The following is a 19,709-nucleotide window of genomic DNA, read 5'->3' as shown; positions in this document are numbered from 1 at the left end:
GACCTCATTCCTTATGAGACTGCAAACCAATTTGCGCATAATTCTTGACACTACCCATTTCTACCGCAATATCTTCTCTGTTGTTCCGCGTTCCAAGGGGAAGCTGGTTGCCAAAATGCTCAAAGCCATCCACGCCCAGGAGAGCAAGGCTGCGGCGCTGGCAAAGGCCAGAGACGTAGTTGCCGCGCTGAAGGACTTGAAACTGAAGGAGGCCACCAAAAAGGTGGCGGACAGCGTGGAGGAGACGCTCAGCTACATGGCGTTTCCCTTTGAGCATTGGACGCGTATCCGCACCAACAACGCTATTGAGCGCCTCAACCGTGAGATCCGCCGCCGCACCCGCGTGGTGGGGGCTTTCCCTGATGGGAACTCCGCCCTTATGCTGGTCTGTGCGCGGCTGCGGCATGTTGCCGGTACCCAGTGGGGAAACAAGACGTATATGAATATGAAGCATCTGGAGACAATCATGGACGACGGCTCATTGGCTGGTTGATCTCATTCCACATAAGACTGCAAACCAATTTGCGCATTATTCTTGACACTATCGGATCAGAAAAAATGTTGCCGTTTTTTATTTTCAGACACTCGCATTACAAAGGAACTTAAAGCTGGCGATTCCACGCCACCAGAAGCACGAAAGAAGCAATCCGATGCAGTAATATTACATAGGTAGGCAGAAAGCCGAAAATAAAACTGATCTTGATTCAGATGCAAGAAAGCACACGATTTTTAAAATCGTGTGCTTTCTTTATGTGGGTGGTTATAAAAGGTGTTGCTAGGGAGACGGCACGTAAGCCGCCGCGTCCGCGCGTTCTTTCACGCGGTGGTGTGTTCACTTCATGTTTCTCCCGTGTCCGGCGACTATTGCCCTGCCGTTTGCATACGGCGCAGAACGGCCTCCCGGTGGGGCATGGCGGGCATGGCGCCCCGTTTTTCCACGCAGAGGGAGGCCACGGCGTTTCCAAAACGGGCAAAGGATTGAAAATCCTGAAAGGTGATCTGTTCCAGTGATTTTCCGCTCTCTGAAACGCGGGTCAGGAAACCACCCCAAAAGGAATCGCCCGCACCGGTGGTATCCACCGCCCGAGTGGGAAAGCCGGGGACCATAACGCTCCCCTCTTTTGCGGCGACCAGTGCGCCTTGGTTGCCGATGGTCACCACCACGCAGCGAAGCCCTTGCCGCACAAGCTTCTCCGCTCCTTCCCGGGGATTGGAGCAATCCGTCAGATATTCCACCTCGTCGTCGGAAACCTTTAAAAGGTGCACAAGAGGCAGAGGAATGCGCATTTGCTCCATGGCGGCGTCTCTGCTTGTCCACAGCAGTGGGCGGTAGTTTGGGTCGTAAGCAATGATTGCTCCGGACTTGCGGGCTAGAAGCACGGCCTCCATCGTGGCGCTGCGGGCGGGCTCATCTGTCAATGAGAGGGAACCAAAATGCAGGATGTCACTGTGGGAAATCAACTCGCGGTCCAGCTCCTCGGGAGAAAGCTGCACGTCCGCGCCCGGCTTTCGGGCAAAAGAGAAACTGCGCTCTCCACTCTCGGAAAGCTCTACAAACGCCAGCGTGGTGAAATAGCGCCTGTCCACCAAAAGGGCGTGGATATCGATACCGGTCTTTTGCAATGTGTCCGCAAGAAACCGGCCCTGAATATCGTCGCCAACTTTACCGATGAAAGCAGTCCTGCGGCCAAGCTTTGCGGCACAGGTCAGAACGTTTGCCGGTGCGCCGCCGGGATTCTGCTCAAATACCGCCATGCCGGCGTCAGAATCCGGCAGAGGAGTATAGTCAATCAAAATTTCGCCCAGTGCTGTGATCTGTGTGTTTTCCATCCGTCTCTCCCATTTTTCAAACGGGGCGGAAACCTGCGTCCCGTGGAAAGTAAAACGTTTACGCGATTTGTCTTATCTTATCAGCTTTTTGCACAAAAAGCAAGAGAGAAAACCGGGGAGGAGGGAAGACAGTTTCTGATTGGTGCAATGAAAATCGGCGATGAGAGGCGAAAGGTAGGGAAATTAATCGCCTAAAAAACGGGTTTGGTTTCCATAATAAAATATTTATGGAAACCAAAAGGTTTTCGACAGAAAAGAAAATTTGAGTCATGGTATGATCGCCGCAGGGACATGCATAACGGGTCTTTTCAGGCGTTTACAAGGAAGTCAGGCCGCAGGCGGGTGCCTCTGGGAGGAGGACAACCTTAGAAAGCGGCTGCTGCCTTTTGGGAGTTTGGCTGCGGCTGAATGGAGAAAAGACCTGATGTAAGTAAGCGGCAAACCCCATGCCGCGCTCAATTTCCGGAATTGATATAGCTAATGCAAAGGAGACTTGGGAGATGGATATCAAAATGCAGACCGCAGACCGCAACTTACTGCTGGAGCTTAGCGGAGAGTTGGACCACCATGCCGCCAAAAACGCCATCCGGGATCTGGAACTGGCGGTGGACGCGGCGCTTCCCCGCAGGCTTTTGCTGGATTTCGGCGGCGTGACCTTCATGGACAGCTCCGGCATTGCACTGCTGCTGCGGGCAAAGCGGTGCATGGACGCGCTGGACGGAAGCATGCAGGTCTGCCACGTGCAGCCCCAGGCAAAGCGCGTGATGGACGCCGCCGGAATCGGACGGCTGATTCACATAAAACAGGAGGGAACGGTATGAGGAAGAGCGTGAATTACATCCGGCTGGAGTTTCCCAGCCGCAGCAGCAACGAGGGCTTTGCACGGATGGCGGCGGCCTGCTTCGCCTCGCAGATGGACCCCACGCTGAACGAGGTAGAGGATATTAAGACGGCGGTCAGCGAGGCGGTGACCAACGCCATCGTCCATGCCTATCCCGACTCTATCGGTAAGGTAAGCCTGAAGGCAAAAATCTGCGAAGGGAATATCCTGGAAATTTCAATTAAGGATGCTGGAAAGGGAATCCCCAACATTGATAAGGCGCGTCAGCCCATGTTTACCACCGGCGGTGAGGGGCGCAGCGGCATGGGCTTTACCATTATGGAGAGCTTTATGGATGCGTTGACCGTTCACTCCACGCCGGGGAGGGGAACCACGGTGACCATGCGGAAGAAAATAGCCAGCCGGGCCAACGGACAGCGATGAGTGCTCAGGCGACGCTGGACCTGCTCCGGGCGGCGCAGGAGGGTGACCAGCGGGCCTGCGAGCAGATTGTGGAGGAGAATAGCGGCCTGATTTGGAGCATCGTCCGGCGATATTACGGCCGGGGCGTGGAGGTAGACGATCTCTATCAACTGGGATGCCTTGGTTTTTTAAAAGCGGTGCAAGGCTTTGATTTTACTTATGGAACCTGCTTTTCTACATATGCGGTGCCAAAAATCGCGGGAGAGATCCGCCGCTTTCTTCGGGATGACGGGGCTATCAAAGTGGGGCGGACCATCAGAGAGCGAGCGGCGCTGCTGTATGGCGTTCGGGAGCGGTTGCGCTTTGAACTGGGAAGGGAACCGGTACTCTCAGAGCTGTCGGAGAGTACGGGGTTGACCCCGGAAGAAATCGCTCGGACGGAATTGGCTACGGACCTGCCGGACTCCCTTCAACGGGAGACGGAAGACGGTCTTGCGCTGGAGGGAATGCTGGGAACTGAGGCGCCGGAGGACGGAATTGTTGAGCGTCTCGCGGTGCGGCAGGCGGTGGAGGCGTTGCCTGAAAAAGAGCGGATGACCATTCTCCTGCGCTATTTCCGGGGCTTTACCCAAGAACAGACCGCCAGAATCCTGAAGGTGTCTCAGGTGCAAATTTCCCGGCTGGAACGGCGGGGACTGGAGCGGCTGCGGCGGGCCTTTGAGCCGTGGCGTCCAGAAAGATAAAAACGTATATAGAAACGGACAAACCGTTTCAATCAAAAGCTGCGGAAGCGCACGAAAGGTGCTTCCGCGGCTTTGTTGCACGCCTCAAACGGGCGGCAGCCCCGGCCCGCGGTGCTCCAGACGGGGATTCTGCCCGGCAATGAAATAGTCCTCGTCCTGAAATTCGGTCATGGTGCCCCAGTAGCGCTTCGGCATGTGGGTCTGGCGGCAGCGGGGATTTTCGCGCTCCTTGATGGCAACGGTATCGTAAAACCGCTTCCATAGCCGCCGAAAGGCGGCTTCTGTTTCGTCCGGTGCGGCGGCCTCAAACCGTTCCAGAGGAGCAATGACAGCCTTCCCGCGGGCGTAAAACAGCGCCTCACGATGAGTGCGGTCGTAAAGAAAAAATCGCTCGTTGGGAAAACGGCTGCAAAAATGGGAGCGGAGCAGCGGAAGCACGCGGTTTTTCGGCTCAATTTCCCCGCCTAAAATACCGGAGTACTCGGAAAAGCGGACAAAGCCCCGCAGAAGCTGGGCCTCCCCCTCCAGATGGCGCACCGCCTTCAGAACGGGCAGCAACGTTTCGTCCGCCAGATTCCGGAGAAAACCCGGTCCCTCCCGAAGCAGTTTGGCGGCCAAACGGTAGAGATACATCTCCCGATGCGCAAGGCAGGTGAGAAAGCCGCGCCGCAGCAGAATGACTGCTTCGCCGGAGAGAAGCGCCGTCTTGCGCAGGACACGGTCCGCGTGGCTTTTGTCTGTTTCGATGCGCCGGGTCTGAAACAGAGTCGGGCAGGCATCTTCCTCCGGCGTGATGTCCGACGGAAGTTCCCGATTGGCGTAGCTTTCAAAAATGCAGCAGAGAAAGCCCTCAAAGCTCCCGTCGTAAAGATAGATGACCTCCATCATATACCCCTTTCACGCGCCGAACAGGGAAAGCTGCTCCATCCGGGCGCCGGGAAGGCCGGGCTGCTCCGCTGCAATCAGATTACGGAGCAGGCTCTCCGGCGTAAACCGAAGTCCCTCAGGCATCTGCCCCCGGCAGGTGAGGAAATACTGTGCCCGCTTCATCACCACGCCCAGTTTTCGAAGGTCCTCCGTTCGCAGAGTTCCCGCTCTTCGGGAAACCAGAATGCGCTTGGCGGAGACGACACCGACGCCCGGAACCCGGAGCAGCGATTCATAGTCCGCCGTGTTCACTTCCACAGGAAAAAACTCCAGATGGGCCAGTGCCCAACTGCACTTGGGGTCCACCAGCGGGTTGAAGTCCGGCGTTCCCTCGTCCAGAAGTTCCTCCGCGCGAAACCCGTAAAACCGAAGGAGCCAGTCCGCCTGATAGAGCCGGTGCTCCCGAAGAAGGGGCGGCTTTGTGTCCCGGGAGGGGAGAAGGGTGTGCGCAACCACCGGAACGTATGCCGAGAAAAAGACCCGCTTGAGGCGATAGCGGTCATACAGTCCCTGCGTCAGGCGCAAAATCCGCAGGTCGGAATCCGCCGTGGCCCCCACGATCAGTTGTGTGCTTTGCCCTGCTGGGGCAAATTTCGGCGCGTGACGGTATTTGACCAGCTCTTCCTTACATTGAACGCCGCGGGTTTGAATCTGCCGCATGGGCGCGAGAATCGCGCTCTTCGTTTTGTCGGGGGCAAGAGACTTCAGTCCTGCCTCCGACGGCAGCTCAATGTTAACGGACAGCCGGTCCGCCAGGAGGCCCAGCCGCTCCACCAGCTCTGGCGCGGCTCCGGGGATGGCCTTGGCATGAATATAACCGTTAAACCGATAAGTCTCCCGCAAAATTTGCAATGCGCGGATCATTAGTTCCATCGTGTGGTCGGGATTGCGCAAAACACCGGAGGAAAGGAAAAGTCCTTCAATATAGTTTCGCCGGTAAAATCCAATGGTCAGCTCCGCAAGCTCCTCTGGGGTAAACGAGGCCCGGGGCGTATCGTTGCTGCGTCGGTTGACGCAGTATTTGCAGTCGTATGCACACTGGTTGCTCAGCAATACCTTCAGCAGCGTGACGCACCGCCCGTCCGCCGAAAAGGAATGACAGCAGCCCATGGCGGACGTGGAGGTGTTGCCGATGAAGCCATCCTTGTATCCCCGTCGCGCACCGGAGGAGGTGCAGGCAGCGTCATATTTCGCCGCGTCGGAGAGGATGGTCAGTTTTTCAAGCAGTTCCATGGCATGCTTAGCGCGTTTCCGCGCGCCGGAGGGACCGGGAAGGACGTTCGATGGCGTCAATCACGCGAAAAAGCAGATGCGTCAAGAATCCCGTACCCACAAAAATCAAAAACAGGGTGTATCCGGTCATATAGGAGCCTCCTTTGGAACTTTTGTTCTAATTTAAGATGATTATAACTAGAACGAATGTTTTTGTCAAGAGAAAAAACAGAACAAAGGTACGAAAGATTTCGGAAACAAAAACTCTGCGAAAAAAAGAAAAAGCCCCGCCACAAGGCGGGGCGGGATTATTCCCATGTTTCCCAGATTTCCGGATGGTAGCCCACGGTGGCGTCCTTTCCATTGCGAACGATGGGCGTTTGAAACAGCTCCGGGTTTTCAAGAAGCTTTACTTCCTGTGCATCCGGCGTGATATAGGGCATGAAGAGGGCTTCATAAGCCCGGCATTTGGTGTTGACCAGCGCCTCGTAGCCAACTTTTTGCTTGACGGACTGGTACTCTCTGGGGGATAATCCCTTGGAGACAACATCAATGTACTGATACTTAATGCGGCGCTCTTTAAACCACCGCTCGGCCTTTCTGCTGTCAAAGGACTTGGAGGAGCCAAAGATCTGAATATTCATGGAAGTTCTCCTTATTATAAATAAGAATTGACGCGGACGGAGGCGTTTTATGACAGAAAGCGCAAAGAGACTAAAGGACCTGGTGGACGGCAGCGACAACATCGTTTTTTTCGGAGGCGCGGGGGTGTCCACGGAGTCGGGTATCCCTGATTTTCGCAGCGAGGACGGGCTGTACCGCCAGCAGTATGATTACCCGCCGGAAACTATTTTAAGCCATACCTTTTACGAAAGCAAGCCGGAAGAGTTTTTTCGATTCTACCGGGCAAAGCTTCTCGCCCCCGACGCGAAGCCCAACGCTGCGCATCGTAAGCTGGCGGAGCTTGAAAAGCGGGGGAAGCTGAAAGCGGTCATCACCCAGAATATTGATGGACTTCATCAGGCCGCGGGAAGCCTCACAGTGCTGGAGCTACACGGCAGCGTTCTGCGAAATTACTGCGAAAGCTGCGGAAAGGCCTATGAGTTTGCCTTTATGCTCAGTTCTCGGGGCGTTCCCCATTGCGCGGCCTGCGGCGGGCGTGTGAAGCCGGACGTTGTGCTCTATGAAGAGGGGCTGGACATGGATACGATGGAACGGGCGGCCCGATATATTGCCGAGGCGGACATGCTGATCATCGGGGGCACATCCCTGAACGTGTACCCGGCGGCGGGTCTGATCCGGTGGTATCAGGGGCACAAGCTGGTAATCATCAACAAATCCCCCGTGGCGGCGGACTTGTCCGCCGACCTTGTGATCAACGACTCCATCGGAGAGACACTTGACCAGATATGAAAAGGGCCAATTTGCAGGCAAACCTGTCAGATTGCCGAAAAAATGAATATAACAATTGTATAAGCTGCAATATTTGGGGAAATAGCCGATAAAAAACCAATAAATTTCATTGAAAATGAAATTGCTGTATGATATGATTGCATTATATCGCGGGCACGAAACGTCGCTGCGGTATATGATTTATATTGGGAACGGTTTGCTTTGCGGACAGATAATCCAGTATGCGCGGCGCTGGAGCGCCGCGGTGAGGACTTTGGCTGTCTGTGAGGCGACAAAGGAGGCGGCGGAATGATCTGGTCGGAAAAAGGGGAGAACGTCTACTCTCAGATTACACCCAAGATTCGGGCTCTGGAGGAGCAGTGGGAGAAAAAGAACTACATAGATCCCGGACTGTACCGAAAGTACAACGTGCGCAGGGGCCTGCGGGACGAAAATGGTCAGGGTGTGCTGACGGGACTGACCCGCGTGGGTGAAATTCAGTCGTACTCCGTGGATCAGAACGGAAAGCTTCTGCCGGAGGACGGTGTGCTGTATTACCGGGGGATTGACTGCCGGGAACTTGTCCGGGGGTCTGAGGGGCGAAGGCTGGCCTTTGAGGAGTCGGCATATCTGCTGCTGTTCGGCGAATTGCCCACTGAGGTCCAGCTACGGGATTTCTGCGTGCAGCTTGCCACTTATCGGACGCTGCCCAGCAACTTTCTGCGGGACGTGATTTTAAAAGCCCCGCCGCAGGATTTGATGAACACCATGCAGCGCGCGGTGCTGACGCTGTTTTGCTATGACGATCAGCCCAATGACATCAGTCTTGGAAATGTGCTGCGCCAGAGCTTGCAGATGGTTGCCATTATGCCGCTGCTGGCGATTTACGCATATCAGGCATATCGGTTTAACAAAGGAGAGGGCCTGTTTATCCACGAGCCAAGGCCCGAGCTGTCCACGGCGGAGAACTTTCTCAGGATGCTGCGTCAGGATGGACGGTATACGGATTTGGAGGCCCGGGTGCTGGATGTGGCTTTGGTGCTTCACGCCGACAACGGCGGAGGCAACAACTCCACATTTACCAACCACGTGGTCACCTCCTCGGGAACGGATACTTATTCTGCCATTGCGGCCTCCATGGCGGCCCTGAAAGGCCCGCGCCACGGCGGGGCCAACAGCAAGGTGATGGAGATGATGGCGGACATCAAGTCCCATGTGCGAAACTGGAACGACGACGGGGAACTTGAAAATTATCTGGAGCGCATTTTGAACGGAGAGGTTTTTGACGGGAGGGGACTGCTGTACGGATTGGGACACGCGGTCTATACCCGGACGGACCCCCGGTGTGAGGTGTTCCGGGATTATGTGAAGACCCTTTCCACGGAGAAGGAACGGGGGGAGGAACTAGACCTCTACGAGCGGGTGGAGCGGCTGGGAAAAGGCTTGCTGTCCGTGCGGCGGGGGAAGGACGCTATTTCCACCAATATTGATTTTTACAGCGGATTTGTATTTGAGATGTTGGGTCTGCCCAAGGAGCTGTATACGCCCCTATTTGCGGTGGCCCGTATTTCCGGCTGGAGCGCCCATCGGATGGAAGAGCTTTCCGGCGGCGGAAAGCTGATCCGTCCGCGATATGAGTGCGTGGAAGAGCACAGGGCATATACGCCTGCGGCAGAGCGCTGAGCCCCGCGTAGAGAAAGTGGGCATACGCGCCGGAGGAGCGGAGAGCCGCCCTCCGGCGCGGCCGCGGCAGGAGAAAACAAAATATTTGCCGAAAAGGGAAATTTGAGGTTGACATTTTTCAAGCTTCTGGCTATAATAATCAAGCAGTCTTTTTTTGGCATGGATTCGCGGCTGTGCTGGAACTGGTAGACAGGCCAGCTTGAGGTGCTGGTGTCCAATCGACGTGTGGGTTCAAATCCCGTCAGCCGCACCATTCCCCTCTCCGCTAACGCGGGGAGTGGGGACTGCAATTTCAGATGAATATGCGCGAGTGGTGGAATTGGCAGACTCGCTAGATTCAGGTTCTAGTGTCCGCAAGGACGTGCGGGTTCAAGTCCCGCCTCGCGCACCAATATCTGTCTGAGGACGGAAGTTCTCAGACAGATATTTCTGAAATTTTTTGTTTTCTTAAAATCTAATAAATGCGCGCGAGTGGTGGAATTGGCAGACTCGCTAGATTCAGGTTCTAGTGTCCGCAAGGACGTGCGGGTTCAAGTCCCGCCTCGCGCACCAACAGGAAGTCATGTATGAGGATTTGAACCCATACATGGCTTTTTGCTTATTTTAAGATAAAATGAAGCAAGGATTAATTATAATTTTGGAGGAAATTTAAATGAAATATGAAGGCGCTTGTAGATAAGGTAGAATAAGTTGCGCAAATTGAAAAAGGGATAAAAAGAGACATGGTTTGCAGCACTCTGTTAGAATGAAGTCACGACACACCATTCTGAAAGGAGACAGCAAACCATGTCGGAGAAAATTGTACAGTTAAATGAGAAAGTAATCAAGGGGCAAATCAAGGAATTAGTCCGTGGGAGCGTAGAAGAGACGCTCAACGGCCTGCTGGAGGCTGAAGCGGGGAAACTAACACAGGCGGCCAAATACGAGCGCAGCGAAGAGCGTCAGGGATACCGCAGCGGACACTACAGCGCAACCTTACCACCACATCCGGCGACGTTACGCTCAATGATTGCCGTCTCAAAGGTTACTCCTTTTAGACGAGGCACATTCAACGCCACGTCTCCGGATGTGGTGGTAAGGTTGCGCTGATAGTGGCCACTTCGGTATGCCTGCCTTTGAGCATTGGACGCGTATCCGCACCAACAACGCTATTGAGCGCCTCAACCGTGAGATCCGCCGCCGCACCCGCGTGGTGGGGGCTTTCCCTGATGGGAACTCCGCCCTTATGCTGGTCTGTGCGCGGCTGCGGCATGTTGCCGGTACCCAGTGGGGAAACAAGACGTATATGAATATGAAGCATCTGGAGGCGACTATGGACGACGCCGAGTTGGCTGGTTGATCTCATTCCTTATGAGACTGCAAACCAATTTGCGCATAATTCTTGACACTACCGTTTTTCATGTATCCAAAGCCGATATTTATTGTTCGGGAGGGGCCGCCACCTTACAGTGACGGCTTGGCATAGCTGATGTTCTAAGGCCATATAATTTCAAAAATATATATCAAAAATCGGATACCTTTTGCGCCCATTTTTCATAAGACACCGTTCGAGGATTTTCTCGGATAGGTGTCTTTTTATTTACACCTTTTTCGCACAAGTCATTGTATGTCTTATTGACTCCCCAGTGCCGTTCTCTTCCAACCTCCGAATTTTCACCTGAACACATTGAAAATTTGGAGGTTAAATGCATGAGAGAATATACATTGATTATAAAAGGGGAGAGAATCCCTGTTTCTTACGATGTCTATAAAGTCTATTATCAGGAATATGAACATGAGAGATACCTGAAGAATAAATCTGCCAAGCATGAATACTCGTTGGAGCAATTCATTGAAGCTGGCGTATCCATTGAATTTATCTGCCAAGACACTATTACCCTTGTGGAGGATGAGGTCCTGAAAACTGAACAGATTGTTCGGCTTTACCTCTGCTTGGACAAGCTGAGCGCAGAGGAGCAACAAATCATCCGTGGCATCTTCTTTGAAGAAAAGACTGAAAAAGAATTAGCTATGCAACTACAAATATCAACTTCAGCAGTTGGATATAGGAAACGTAAAATCCCGAAAGCCTTGTTTCAGAAAATGAAAGGCTACTACAGGTAGAAACAATACTTCACTCCCTCCTGTAAGGCACACAAATGCCCCACAGCGGCTTTTTCCTGTTGAGGTGGTGTATTTCCTTGCATTCGTTCTGCAAGGCCTTTTGTGGGGTAAATATCCCCTCTTGTTGTATCATTTTTTTTAGAAACATAGGAAAAAGCCTGTAGATACGCATATCTACAGGCTTTTTGCCTTGGAGCTTGTGGTCGGAATCGAACCGACAACCTGCTCATTACGAATGAGCTGCTCTGCCATTGAGCCACACAAGCGTATTTAATTTTACCACTCGGGAATTTTCTTTACCCTAACTATACAGTATTGCAAACAACCAGAAATCTGCTCATTACGAGTGAGCTGCTCTACCCCTGCGCCATCCCGACATTTACTCCAATAAGAGGCTGGTTGCAACCCCTGAATTGACCGCCCGACACCACACAAGTTACATAAAGCTACCGGATGGCGAAATGCAGAACCTAATGTAGAATAGCACATTTTTGCAGGAGCGTCAACACAATTCTCCGAAAGCTTTTAAAAGAAAACGGAGAAGATACTGTTAAGAATGAATATCAAAAACAAAACCGAATAATACGAATTGTAATTTTTGCAGGAAATGGTGCGAAACTCAATGGGCGATTTGACCATCGGGATAGAAGCGCGGCCAGGAGCATGACTGTATTTTGCAAAAAACACTTAAATTTGCCATTGACAGACAGGAAAAACATAGAAGAAAAACAAGAAACACGCTTTCCTGGAAAAAATGAAAATTTACATAAGCCATACTATAACTTCTGACTACAAAAAGTTATCCACATTTTCCACAGGGTTTTCAACAATGAAAAATCCCTGTGATATCAATGAAAATTGTAAAATTAGATAAAAATTGAAAAACGGCAATGCACAAAAGGAGAATTTTGAAATCCAAAAATGATTTACATAATACTTGTGGGTTCGAAAATTTCTACATCAACTCTAAAAATTTCAAAAGCATTTTTTAAAACTGATAGAAAAAAAACGTGCCATGCAAAAGAGAAAGTTGACTCCCTTTACAGACACGACCGGTGAATGCACGGGTATTCATGGAAAGGCTGTATATTTGAGTAGTTAGAAAAAAGCCGCCGGACAGTCGTCCGGCGGCGGTGGAACATGAGCCAAGGTTACCGGCGGAAAGACGGGGCTTTTGGATCAGGCGTCCAGCGCACGGGTGGCATAGGCGTTCAGGTCCATGCCTGCCCTGCGTCCTGCCAGGAACTCGTAATATCCCTGAGCGCCGATCATCGCACCGTTGTCTCCGCAAAGGCGCAGGGGAGGCAAATAAAGCTTGCAGCCCGCTTCTTTGCAGGCGGCCTCCAAGTTCGCGCGGATAACGGAGTTGGCCGCCACGCCCCCGGCGGCGCACAGGGCCTTGTGCCCTGTCAGTGCCAGCGCGCGCATAGCACGAGGGACCAGCTCACCGCTGACGGCGTTTGTAAAGTCCCGGGCCAGCGCGGCCCGGTCCAAGGGCTGACCGGACTGCTCGGCGCGGTGGGCCAGATTCACCACCGCGGTTTTCAGCCCGGAAAAGCTCATATCCAGCTCCGCGCCGTCCACATGGGCGCGGGGAAGGGAGTATACGCCCCCCTGAGACTGCCGGGCCAGCTCATCCATCGGCTTTCCGCCGGGGTAGGGCAGACCCAGAACCCGGGCGGCCTTGTCAAAGCACTCTCCGGCGGCGTCATCCCGGGTGGAGCCAAGAATGCGCAGGTCGGTATAGTCCCGCACATCGGCAATCAGCGTATTGCCTCCGGAGATGGCGAGGGCCACAAAGGGCGGCTCCAGCTTCGGAAAGGCCAAATAGTTGGCGGCGATGTGGGCGCGGATGTGGTGGACGGGAATCAGGGGCTTGTCCCAGGTAAAGGCCACGGACTTGGCAAAGCTCAGCCCCACCAGCACCGCGCCGATCAGTCCCGGCGCATAGGCCACGGCCACCGCGTCAATGTCGTCCCGTCCGCAGCCGGCTTCACGCAAGGCCTGCTCCGTCAGAGCGGCAATGACCTCCACATGCTTGCGGGAGGCAAGCTCGGGGACCACACCGCCGTACAGTGCGTGCATTTCCGCCTGCGAGGCAATTACGTCGGACAGTACACGCCGCCCGTCCGCCACCACCGCCACGGCGGTTTCGTCGCAGGTGGATTCAAAAGCCAGAATATTCATCGGTTCCTCTCTTTTCAGCAGGGTTTACTGGTCCCAGGGCACCACCGGCAGAGGAGGGGCGTCGGGATTCAGGGGAATGCGCATGTACTTTGCGTATTTTTCCGCTCCAAAGCGGCTCTCATAAATAAAGCGGTGCTGAAGCATCAGGTCATCGTCACTGATCGGCCCGTCGGCCCAGTAAAGGGTTTTGTAGCGCACGCCGAAGGCCTCGGAGTCATAGCCTGCCAGAAGGGCGCGGTTTCGGGCGTAGAAGCCCAGCCGCCGTTTTGCCATGGCGGTGTCCGGGGCCTCCGCGGGAGACTCCGACTCGGCGAGAATTACCCATCCCGCATAAAGCTCTTGCATCAACCGCAGAATCTCTCCGCCTGCGCCGCCGCCGCGCCGGGTGGGGGAGACGCACAGATAATCCAACAGCGTCCAGCCGGGCACGCCCATCCACAAAAAGCAGGCGCCTGTGATTTCGCCGTCCTCCACCAGTACCAGCGGGTCGTAGCACCCGTCCTCCAGCATCTCCGTCATGGCCCGCAGAGGCTTTAGCTCTGCAGGCGGAAAGGCGGGGCGCAAAAGGGTTTCATAGACCGTCTTCAGCTCCGGAAGCGTCGCCGTTCTCAGTTCCATAGTCAAACTCCAATTTCATGATGAGCGCGTCCTCTTTTGGAAGCTCATAGTAATTTTTTCGCCGCCCCACGGTGCGAAAGCCGTGGTGTCCGTAGAGCACGATGGCCGCCGTGTTGCTTGGGCGGACCTCCAGCGTTAAAAACGACAGGCGGTTTCCCTTTGCAAAATTGATAAAAACCTGCAAAAGCTGGGCGGCCACGCCCTTTTGCCGGTCCTCCGGCCGGACGGCCACGTTGGTGATATACCCCTCGTCCAAAATCACCTGTAACCCCGCGTAGCCCACCACCCGGTCGGATTCGTCCAGCGCGGTGAGGAAGGCGGAGCAGGCGTTGTCCAGCTCCTCCGCTAGCATGTTTCGTGACCAAGGGGCGGAAAAGCATACCTTTTCCAGCCCCGCGATCTCGTCCAGATGTTCGGGGGACATGGGGACGATGCGCACCTGCTTTTTCTGTTCCATAGAAGGTTCTCCTTATTCAATGCATCGGGCCGGGACTTGCGTCCCTCAGCCCTTGGCCTCCAGCCAGTTTTTGCCCCAGTGGGCGTCGGCGGTGAGGGAGACGGACAACTGAGCCACGCCCTCCATTTCCTCTTTCAGCAGAGTAGAGGCTTTTTCCGCATCGGTTGCGGGACACTCCACGATCAGTTCATCGTGAACCTGAAGCACCAGCCGCGCCTGCGGCAGCTCCGCCTTCAGCCGCTTCCAAACGGCAATCATGGCCAGCTTCATGATGTCCGCAGCCGTGCCCTGAATGGGCATGTTCAGCGCCACTCGCTCACCGAAGGAGCGGAGGTTGAAGTTGCTGGAGGAAAGCTCCGGCAAATCCCGGCGGCGGCGGTACAGCGTTTCCACATAGCCGTCTGCTCGGGCCTGCTCCACCACCCGGTCCATATAGGCCCGCACGCCGGGGAAGGTGGCAAAGTATGCATCCATATACGCCTTGGCCTCCTTCTGGGTGGTGCCGATGTCCTGACTGAGGGAGAAGGCGGAAATGCCGTATACAATGCCGAAGTTCACGGCTTTGGCCCGGCGGCGCATTTCGTGGGTCACGTCCTTCCGGTCCACGCCGAACACGCGAGAGGCGGTTTCCGCGTGGAAATCTCCCCCGGAGAGGAAGGCGGTGCGCATTCCCTCATCGCCGGAGATATGGGCCAAAAGCCGCAGCTCAATCTGGGAATAGTCCGCGTCCACAAGCACGTTGCCCGCCTCGGGGACGAACATCCGGCGGATTTCGCTGCCAAGGTCCGTCCGGGTGGGGATATTTTGCAGATTCGGCTCCGTGGAGGACAACCGCCCGGTGGCGGTGACGGTCATCTGGAAGTTGGTGCGCACCCGTCCGTCCGGGTCCAGCGCTTTTAAAAGCCCGTCGGCATAGGTGGATTTCAGCTTCGTAAGCTGGCGGTATTCCAGCACCGCGTCTGCGACCGGATGCTCTCCCCGCAGCTTTTCCAGCACGTCGGCGTTGGTGGACCAGCCGGTTTTTGTCTTTTTTCCATGGGACAGGCCCAGCCGGTCGAAGAGGACCTCGCCCAACTGCTTGGGGGAGTTGATGTTAAATTCCCCGTCCGCCAGCCGGTAGATGTCGGCTTCCAGCTCTTCCGCCCGTCGGCTCAACAGTCCGGCGAAATCGGACAGGGCCGTGGCGTCCACGCGGCAGCCTGCCAGCTCCATCTCCGCAAGGCAGCGGCACAAAGGAAGCTCGATGTCCTCAAACAGCTCCCACTGTCCCCGCTCCCGCAGCTTTGGCTCCAGCGCGGAATACAGTGCATCCACCGCGGAGGCATGGCTGCAAAAGGCTGCTTCCGCCGTCGCCCGGTCCCCCAAAAGGGCAAAGGCGTCGGGGTCCAGATGCAGGGGCTTTGGCAGCTCCTCGTTGAAATAAGAGACGAACAGCCGTCCCAGGTCATAGCTCCCGGCGGTGGCGTCCAGCAGATAGGCGGCCAGCGCAGTGTCGAAAATAAAACCCTCGGCGGGCAGGCCGTTTGCCAGCAGCAGTCGCATCAAATCCTTTACGTTGTGAGAGACTTTCCTGATGCTGCCAGAGAACAGGGAAGAGAGGAGCACGTTCCAATTTCCCTGATAGCGGTCAAAAAACAGCTCCGCCGTCACGGCGGTGTCGCCCCCCGTCTCGCAGCAGACGACCACCCCGGTAAGGTCCGGCAGGGCCAGCAGGGACACATGGTCTGCGCAGTGCCAAAGCTCCAACAACTCTCCCGCCTTGACGGTGGTTTCCACTTGTTCCACTGTAACGGTGAAGGCTTTTTCGCTCTCTGATGGGGCGGGAGTATCCTGTCGGAGGCCGAACCGCTCAATGAGCTTGGAAAATTCCAGCTTTAAAAACAGGGGATAAGCGTCGGGTCCCGGAGCCTTTGCCGCATTTGCCGCCGGGTCAAAGTCCAGCGGCGCGTCTGTTGCGATGGTGGCCAGCCAATAGGAGTGGCGGGCGGATTCTTCCCCCTCCGTCAGCCGCTTCAGGGCAGCGGGCTTTGCGTCAATCTCCGGCAGCTTTTTGTAAATCGCGTCGATGGAGCCGTATTTTTGAATTAGGGCCATGGCGGTCTTTTCGCCCACACCCGGAACGCCCGGGATGTTGTCGGAGCTGTCGCCCATCAGGGCCTTTAAATCAATCATGTGGATGGGGTCAAAGCCGTATTCCTCACGGAAAGCCCCCGGAGTCATGTCTTTGGTGGTGGTCTGGCCCATACGGGTGGAAACCAGCTTCACTTTCGTGGTTTCCGTGATAAGCTGAAGAGAGTCCTTGTCCCCCGTCACCACCACGCAGTTCCAGCCTGCGGCCTCACACCGGCGGGACATGACGCCCAGCCAGTCGTCGGCCTCCCAGCCCTCCGCTTCATAGCGGGGGATGTTCAGCGCGTCCAGCACCTCTTTTAAAACCGGAACCTGCATTCTAAGCTCTTCCGGCATGGGCTTGCGGGTGGCCTTGTAGTTTTCGTCCGCTTTGTGGCGGAAGGTGGGGGCGTGGAGGTCGAAAGCGACGCAGACCGCGTCGGGCTTTTCCTCGTCCCGCAAACGCAGAAGCGTGGTCAGAAATCCGTAAATCGCGTGGGTATACAGCCCGTCCCGTGTGGTGAGGGGGCGGATGCCGTAATAGGCGCGGTTTAAAATGCTGTTGCCGTCGATGGCCATGAGCTTCATAGAGGGGGCCTCCGCTCTTTTAAATTTACGGCCGCGCTTTGCGCGCCGAAGCTGTCTAAAACCATAGTATACCGCATTTTACCCATAGTGGCAACCGTTTGAGCTTTCCTCAAGAGAAAAAACACCGTGGAAAGAACCTTTTGCCGCCCGTGCAGCCGGAGAAAACAGCGTGGGGAACAGTGCTCATTTTCTCCAAAAACGCAAAAAAGGGAAAATACTCTTGAAATCCCATAATTCCTATGGCAAAATAGGAGAAAGACGGGAGGTGCGCCATGAGAATATCTACGAAGGGTCGCTATGCGCTGCGGCTGATGATGGATCTTGCCTGCCGCCCGGGCAGTGATCCGGTGGCGTTGAAGGACGTGGCGGAGCGGCAGGAGATTTCGCTGAAATATCTGGAGCAGATTGTGGGGCTTTTAGGCAAGGCGGGTTTTGTCCGCAGCGTCCGGGGTCCACAGGGAGGCTATCGCCTTTCACGCGCGCCGGAGAATTATACGGTGGGGGAGATTCTCCGCCTGACGGAGGGCAGCCTTGCCCCGGTGTCCTGTCTGGAGGATGCGGAAAACCTGTGCGAACGGTGCAGCCAGTGCGGGACAGTGGATTTCTGGTCCGGCCTGTACGCGGAGATCAACCGTTATATCGACAAGTTTTCTCTGGCGGATCTGGTTGCGGCGGAAGAGCGGAAGTCGAAATTTTGAAAACAGCGTAAAAAGACAGCAGCAGCCTGCCGGAAGTATTCGGCAGGCTGCTGCTGTATATCCGCGCTGTCAGACAAATTTGATGTCCATTTCCTCCGTGTCAAACACGGCGGTGCAGTTGTGGGCGACGGTTTCGATATTTCGGATGGCGCTGCCGATGGTCAGCCGCACGCCGGGGTAGACCGTGCCGCCCTCAAGACGGCAACGATGGAGCTGGCTCAACGCTTCCGTCAGCTCCTGCTGACGGGCAAGCAAGTTTTTTTCCCGCTCGGTCATCTGAACCAGACTGCCGTGGGCCGCCTGAATTTCCGCGGCGGAGCGGCGGTCCTCATGGCCCTGCTCCTCCATCCGTTTTTTCAGGTACATGGCTCGCTTAAGCAGCTCTGAGGCTTTGTCCCGCAGGGACGCAAGCTCTTTCCGGTTTGTGTGCAGCTCCTCCCGGATTTCGGGCTGAACGCCCAGCGTAATTTCCGTGCTCCGTCCGGATTGGGAACCAATGGAGTTGGCCTTGATGCGGTTGACGGCCACCACCTGTCCGCCAATAATGCTGCCCCGGCTGCCTGCGGCCACCACCGAATCGCTGCAAAAAATGCGGGAGGTGAGAATGTAGTCCGATTCCAGACACTCCGCATAAACCGTGCAGTTTTCAAGATGCCTTGCCCGCACATTCTTTCCCCGGATAACGGCCTGATTGTTGCCGGAAACGCCCGCGGAGATCACCACGTCGCCTCCCGCCTCCACAGAGGCGGCTTCCACCATGCCGCTGATGGAAATACTGCCCGTGGCCTTCACAGAAAACTGTTCCCGCACGTCGCCCTGAATGGTCACGTCGCCGCGAAAATCAATATTTCCCGTGGAATAGTCCACGTCAGAGGTGATATTCAGAATGTTCTTGACATGGAACTTGCCGTCCCGAAAGTCCAGAAAGCCATCCATGTCGGCAAGAAGCTTTGTGCCGTCCTCGCTGAGGACGGTGCTGCTTCCTGCGGGGACCGGGGCGGGATTCACCGCCTTGGGAGGAATGGCCGCGCCGTCTACCCGCGTTCCGGCGACACCCTCCGTGGGCGGGTAAATGTCGCAGATGACCGTGCCCTTTTCGATGACCTGCACGCAGGACTGGGCGCGATAGTCCACGGTGCCGCCGTCCTCATTGCCTGTAAAGCGGGAGAAATCACGGGGGAAATGCTCCTTCGTCCAGCCGTCCTTCCCCTCTGTGGGAAGGGTTCCCCGCGCCACGGGACACAGGCTGAAATAGGGCTTTTTTGTAAAGACGGAGAACAGGGCACGCTGGTCCACGCCAAAGGTGACATGGGCCTCCCGCAACAGAGCCTGTCCGTCGGCCACGGTAAGTCGCTTGCCTTTTCCGCTGGGGGGCAGCAAAAACAGCCACGCCGCCATGCCGTCCTCAGAGAGAATGATCTGCGCCATTTCGTCCACATCCGGGGGCTCGGCGGGGATGGGGACAGGCGCTTCTCCGTCGGGTGCGAAAGAAGCGGGGGATTCTCCTCCGGGCGCAGCGGGTTCTCCTTCCGAAGGGGAAGGAATGGGAGCTTCCCCGCCGGACGTAGCGGGAGAAGTCTCATCCAATTTGATGGGGGCTACCTGTGCCGCGGCCCGGTTCTGCGCTTCCTGCGCTGCGCGGGCCTGGGTAAACACTCGCTCCATCGTCAACCAGCGCTGGGCCAGAGGAAGCAACTCCCTCAAAATCCTGATCGCACTTGTTTTCATGGCCTTTGAAGGTATGTCCAGACCGCCCTGCGCCGGAGCTAGGGACGACAGAGCGGGCAGTCCCGGCTGGCCCCATTTTTTCCAGACCTCCGCCAGCGGGCTGTCCAGCGGGATAGGGATAGCATCCTCCTCAATGGAGGGCGGCGACGGCTCTGGAGGCGCCGCTTGCGGCTCCTCCGGCTGCGCCGGGG

General features: G+C 55.7%; 18 protein-coding genes, 4 tRNA genes and 3 pseudogenes. 13 read left to right on the top strand and 12 right to left on the bottom strand.

The window, feature by feature from the left end; genetic code table 11:
- Nucleotides 1-493: transposase (locus RTU96_RS11640; protein WP_312636778.1), on the top strand; the 493-nt coding region annotated here is incomplete at its 5' end.
- 368 nt (nt 494-861) lie between these two features.
- On the opposite strand, the gene RTU96_RS11635 is transcribed toward RTU96_RS11640, so the two are convergent.
- Nucleotides 862-1,830: a carbohydrate kinase gene (locus RTU96_RS11635; RefSeq protein WP_312636777.1), complete on the bottom strand. Its 969-nt coding sequence runs from the start codon at nt 1,828-1,830 to the stop codon at nt 862-864.
- A gap of 500 nt (nt 1,831-2,330) precedes the next feature.
- Between RTU96_RS11635 and RTU96_RS11630 the strand changes: the two genes are divergently transcribed.
- From RTU96_RS11630 to RTU96_RS11620, 3 genes are read left to right on the top strand one after another with little or no spacing between them, the layout of a single operon-like run.
- Nucleotides 2,331-2,651: an STAS domain-containing protein gene (locus tag RTU96_RS11630; RefSeq protein ID WP_312636776.1), complete on the top strand. Its 321-nt coding sequence runs from the start codon at nt 2,331-2,333 to the stop codon at nt 2,649-2,651.
- Nucleotides 2,648-3,094 (top strand): anti-sigma F factor, encoded by a 447-nt coding sequence (gene spoIIAB / locus RTU96_RS11625; protein WP_294857296.1) that lies wholly within the window; start codon nt 2,648-2,650, stop codon nt 3,092-3,094. The genes RTU96_RS11630 and spoIIAB overlap by 4 nt, the downstream gene beginning before the upstream one ends.
- On the top strand, nt 3,091-3,816 hold the full coding sequence (locus RTU96_RS11620) for a sigma-70 family RNA polymerase sigma factor (protein ID WP_294857295.1): 726 nt from the start codon (nt 3,091-3,093) through the stop codon (nt 3,814-3,816). Before spoIIAB ends, RTU96_RS11620 begins: the two co-directional genes overlap by 4 nt.
- 84 nt (nt 3,817-3,900) lie before the next feature.
- Here the strand turns inward: RTU96_RS11620 and RTU96_RS11615 are convergent, their stop codons facing one another.
- From RTU96_RS11615 to RTU96_RS11600, 4 genes are all read right to left on the bottom strand, one after another.
- Nucleotides 3,901-4,704, bottom strand: a complete 804-nt coding sequence (locus RTU96_RS11615) for a TIGR03915 family putative DNA repair protein (RefSeq protein ID WP_312636775.1) — start codon at nt 4,702-4,704, stop codon at nt 3,901-3,903.
- A gap of 9 nt (nt 4,705-4,713) precedes the next feature.
- On the bottom strand, nt 4,714-5,976 hold the full coding sequence (locus tag RTU96_RS11610) for a putative DNA modification/repair radical SAM protein (protein ID WP_312280466.1): 1,263 nt from the start codon (nt 5,974-5,976) through the stop codon (nt 4,714-4,716).
- Between the two features lie 7 nt (nt 5,977-5,983).
- Nucleotides 5,984-6,106, bottom strand: a complete 123-nt coding sequence (locus RTU96_RS11605; protein WP_294857291.1) for a hypothetical protein — start codon at nt 6,104-6,106, stop codon at nt 5,984-5,986.
- A 157-nt stretch (nt 6,107-6,263) separates the two neighbouring features.
- Complete coding sequence (locus RTU96_RS11600) at nt 6,264-6,599, bottom strand: arsenate reductase family protein (RefSeq protein ID WP_312636774.1); 336 nt, start codon at nt 6,597-6,599, stop codon at nt 6,264-6,266.
- A 49-nt stretch (nt 6,600-6,648) separates the two neighbouring features.
- Between RTU96_RS11600 and RTU96_RS11595 the strand changes: the two genes are divergently transcribed.
- The 6 genes and pseudogenes from RTU96_RS11595 to RTU96_RS11570 form a co-directional block, all read left to right on the top strand.
- Nucleotides 6,649-7,368, top strand: a complete 720-nt coding sequence (locus RTU96_RS11595; protein WP_312636773.1) for an NAD-dependent protein deacylase — start codon at nt 6,649-6,651, stop codon at nt 7,366-7,368.
- Nucleotides 7,369-7,656: 288 nt separating this feature from the next.
- Complete coding sequence (locus tag RTU96_RS11590) at nt 7,657-9,030, top strand: citrate synthase (RefSeq protein WP_294857283.1); 1,374 nt, start codon at nt 7,657-7,659, stop codon at nt 9,028-9,030.
- 167 nt (nt 9,031-9,197) lie between these two features.
- Nucleotides 9,198-9,283, top strand: a tRNA-Leu gene (locus RTU96_RS11585).
- A 51-nt stretch (nt 9,284-9,334) separates the two neighbouring features.
- Nucleotides 9,335-9,421, top strand: a tRNA-Leu gene (locus tag RTU96_RS11580).
- Between the two features lie 74 nt (nt 9,422-9,495).
- Nucleotides 9,496-9,582: transfer RNA gene (locus RTU96_RS11575), tRNA-Leu, on the top strand.
- A 234-nt stretch (nt 9,583-9,816) separates the two neighbouring features.
- Nucleotides 9,817-10,023, top strand: a pseudogene (locus RTU96_RS11570) (transposase); the annotation flags it as partial.
- A 5-nt stretch (nt 10,024-10,028) separates the two neighbouring features.
- On the opposite strand, the pseudogene RTU96_RS11565 reads toward RTU96_RS11570, so the two are convergent.
- Nucleotides 10,029-10,145: pseudogene (locus RTU96_RS11565) on the bottom strand (transposase); the annotation flags it as partial.
- 5 nt (nt 10,146-10,150) lie between these two features.
- Here RTU96_RS11565 and RTU96_RS11560 point away from each other — a divergent pair.
- Together RTU96_RS11560 and RTU96_RS11555 are read left to right on the top strand one after the other, a co-directional pair.
- Nucleotides 10,151-10,369, top strand: a pseudogene (locus tag RTU96_RS11560) (transposase); the annotation flags it as partial.
- A 350-nt stretch (nt 10,370-10,719) separates the two neighbouring features.
- Entirely contained in the window at nt 10,720-11,133 is a 414-nt protein-coding gene (locus RTU96_RS11555) for a sigma factor-like helix-turn-helix DNA-binding protein (protein ID WP_312636772.1), read from the top strand.
- Between the two features lie 191 nt (nt 11,134-11,324).
- Here RTU96_RS11555 and RTU96_RS11550 read toward each other — a convergent pair.
- The 5 genes from RTU96_RS11550 to polA all read right to left on the bottom strand — a co-directional run bounded on the left by RTU96_RS11550 (nt 11,325) and on the right by polA (nt 17,092).
- Nucleotides 11,325-11,399 (bottom strand) — tRNA-Thr (locus RTU96_RS11550).
- A 913-nt stretch (nt 11,400-12,312) separates the two neighbouring features.
- Nucleotides 12,313-13,320, bottom strand: coding sequence for a tRNA (adenosine(37)-N6)-threonylcarbamoyltransferase complex transferase subunit TsaD (gene tsaD / locus RTU96_RS11545; protein ID WP_312636770.1), 1,008 nt, complete (start codon nt 13,318-13,320; stop codon nt 12,313-12,315).
- 24 nt (nt 13,321-13,344) lie between these two features.
- Nucleotides 13,345-13,938: a GNAT family N-acetyltransferase gene (locus RTU96_RS11540; protein WP_312636769.1), complete on the bottom strand. Its 594-nt coding sequence runs from the start codon at nt 13,936-13,938 to the stop codon at nt 13,345-13,347.
- On the bottom strand, nt 13,892-14,395 hold the full coding sequence (gene rimI / locus RTU96_RS11535) for a ribosomal protein S18-alanine N-acetyltransferase (protein WP_312636768.1): 504 nt from the start codon (nt 14,393-14,395) through the stop codon (nt 13,892-13,894). The genes RTU96_RS11540 and rimI overlap by 47 nt, the downstream gene beginning before the upstream one ends.
- Nucleotides 14,396-14,440: 45 nt before the next feature.
- Nucleotides 14,441-17,092 (bottom strand): DNA polymerase I, encoded by a 2,652-nt coding sequence (polA, locus tag RTU96_RS11530; protein ID WP_312636767.1) that lies wholly within the window; start codon nt 17,090-17,092, stop codon nt 14,441-14,443.
- 272 nt (nt 17,093-17,364) lie between these two features.
- On the opposite strand from polA, the gene RTU96_RS11525 reads away from it, so the two are divergent.
- A complete protein-coding gene (locus tag RTU96_RS11525) occupies nt 17,365-17,790 on the top strand; it encodes an Rrf2 family transcriptional regulator (RefSeq protein ID WP_312636766.1) in 426 nt (141 codons plus the stop codon).
- Between the two features lie 69 nt (nt 17,791-17,859).
- On the opposite strand, the gene RTU96_RS11520 is transcribed toward RTU96_RS11525, so the two are convergent.
- Nucleotides 17,860-19,709 (bottom strand): FapA family protein (locus RTU96_RS11520; RefSeq protein ID WP_312636765.1); only part of this gene is annotated, 1,850 nt, incomplete at its 5' end.

It is taken from the genome of Oscillibacter sp. (assembly GCF_032018205.1).
Lineage (GTDB): Bacteria > Bacillota > Clostridia > Oscillospirales > Oscillospiraceae > Oscillibacter.
Note: the sequence above shows the minus strand (reverse complement) of the source record. Positions and strands in the feature narration are given on the sequence as shown.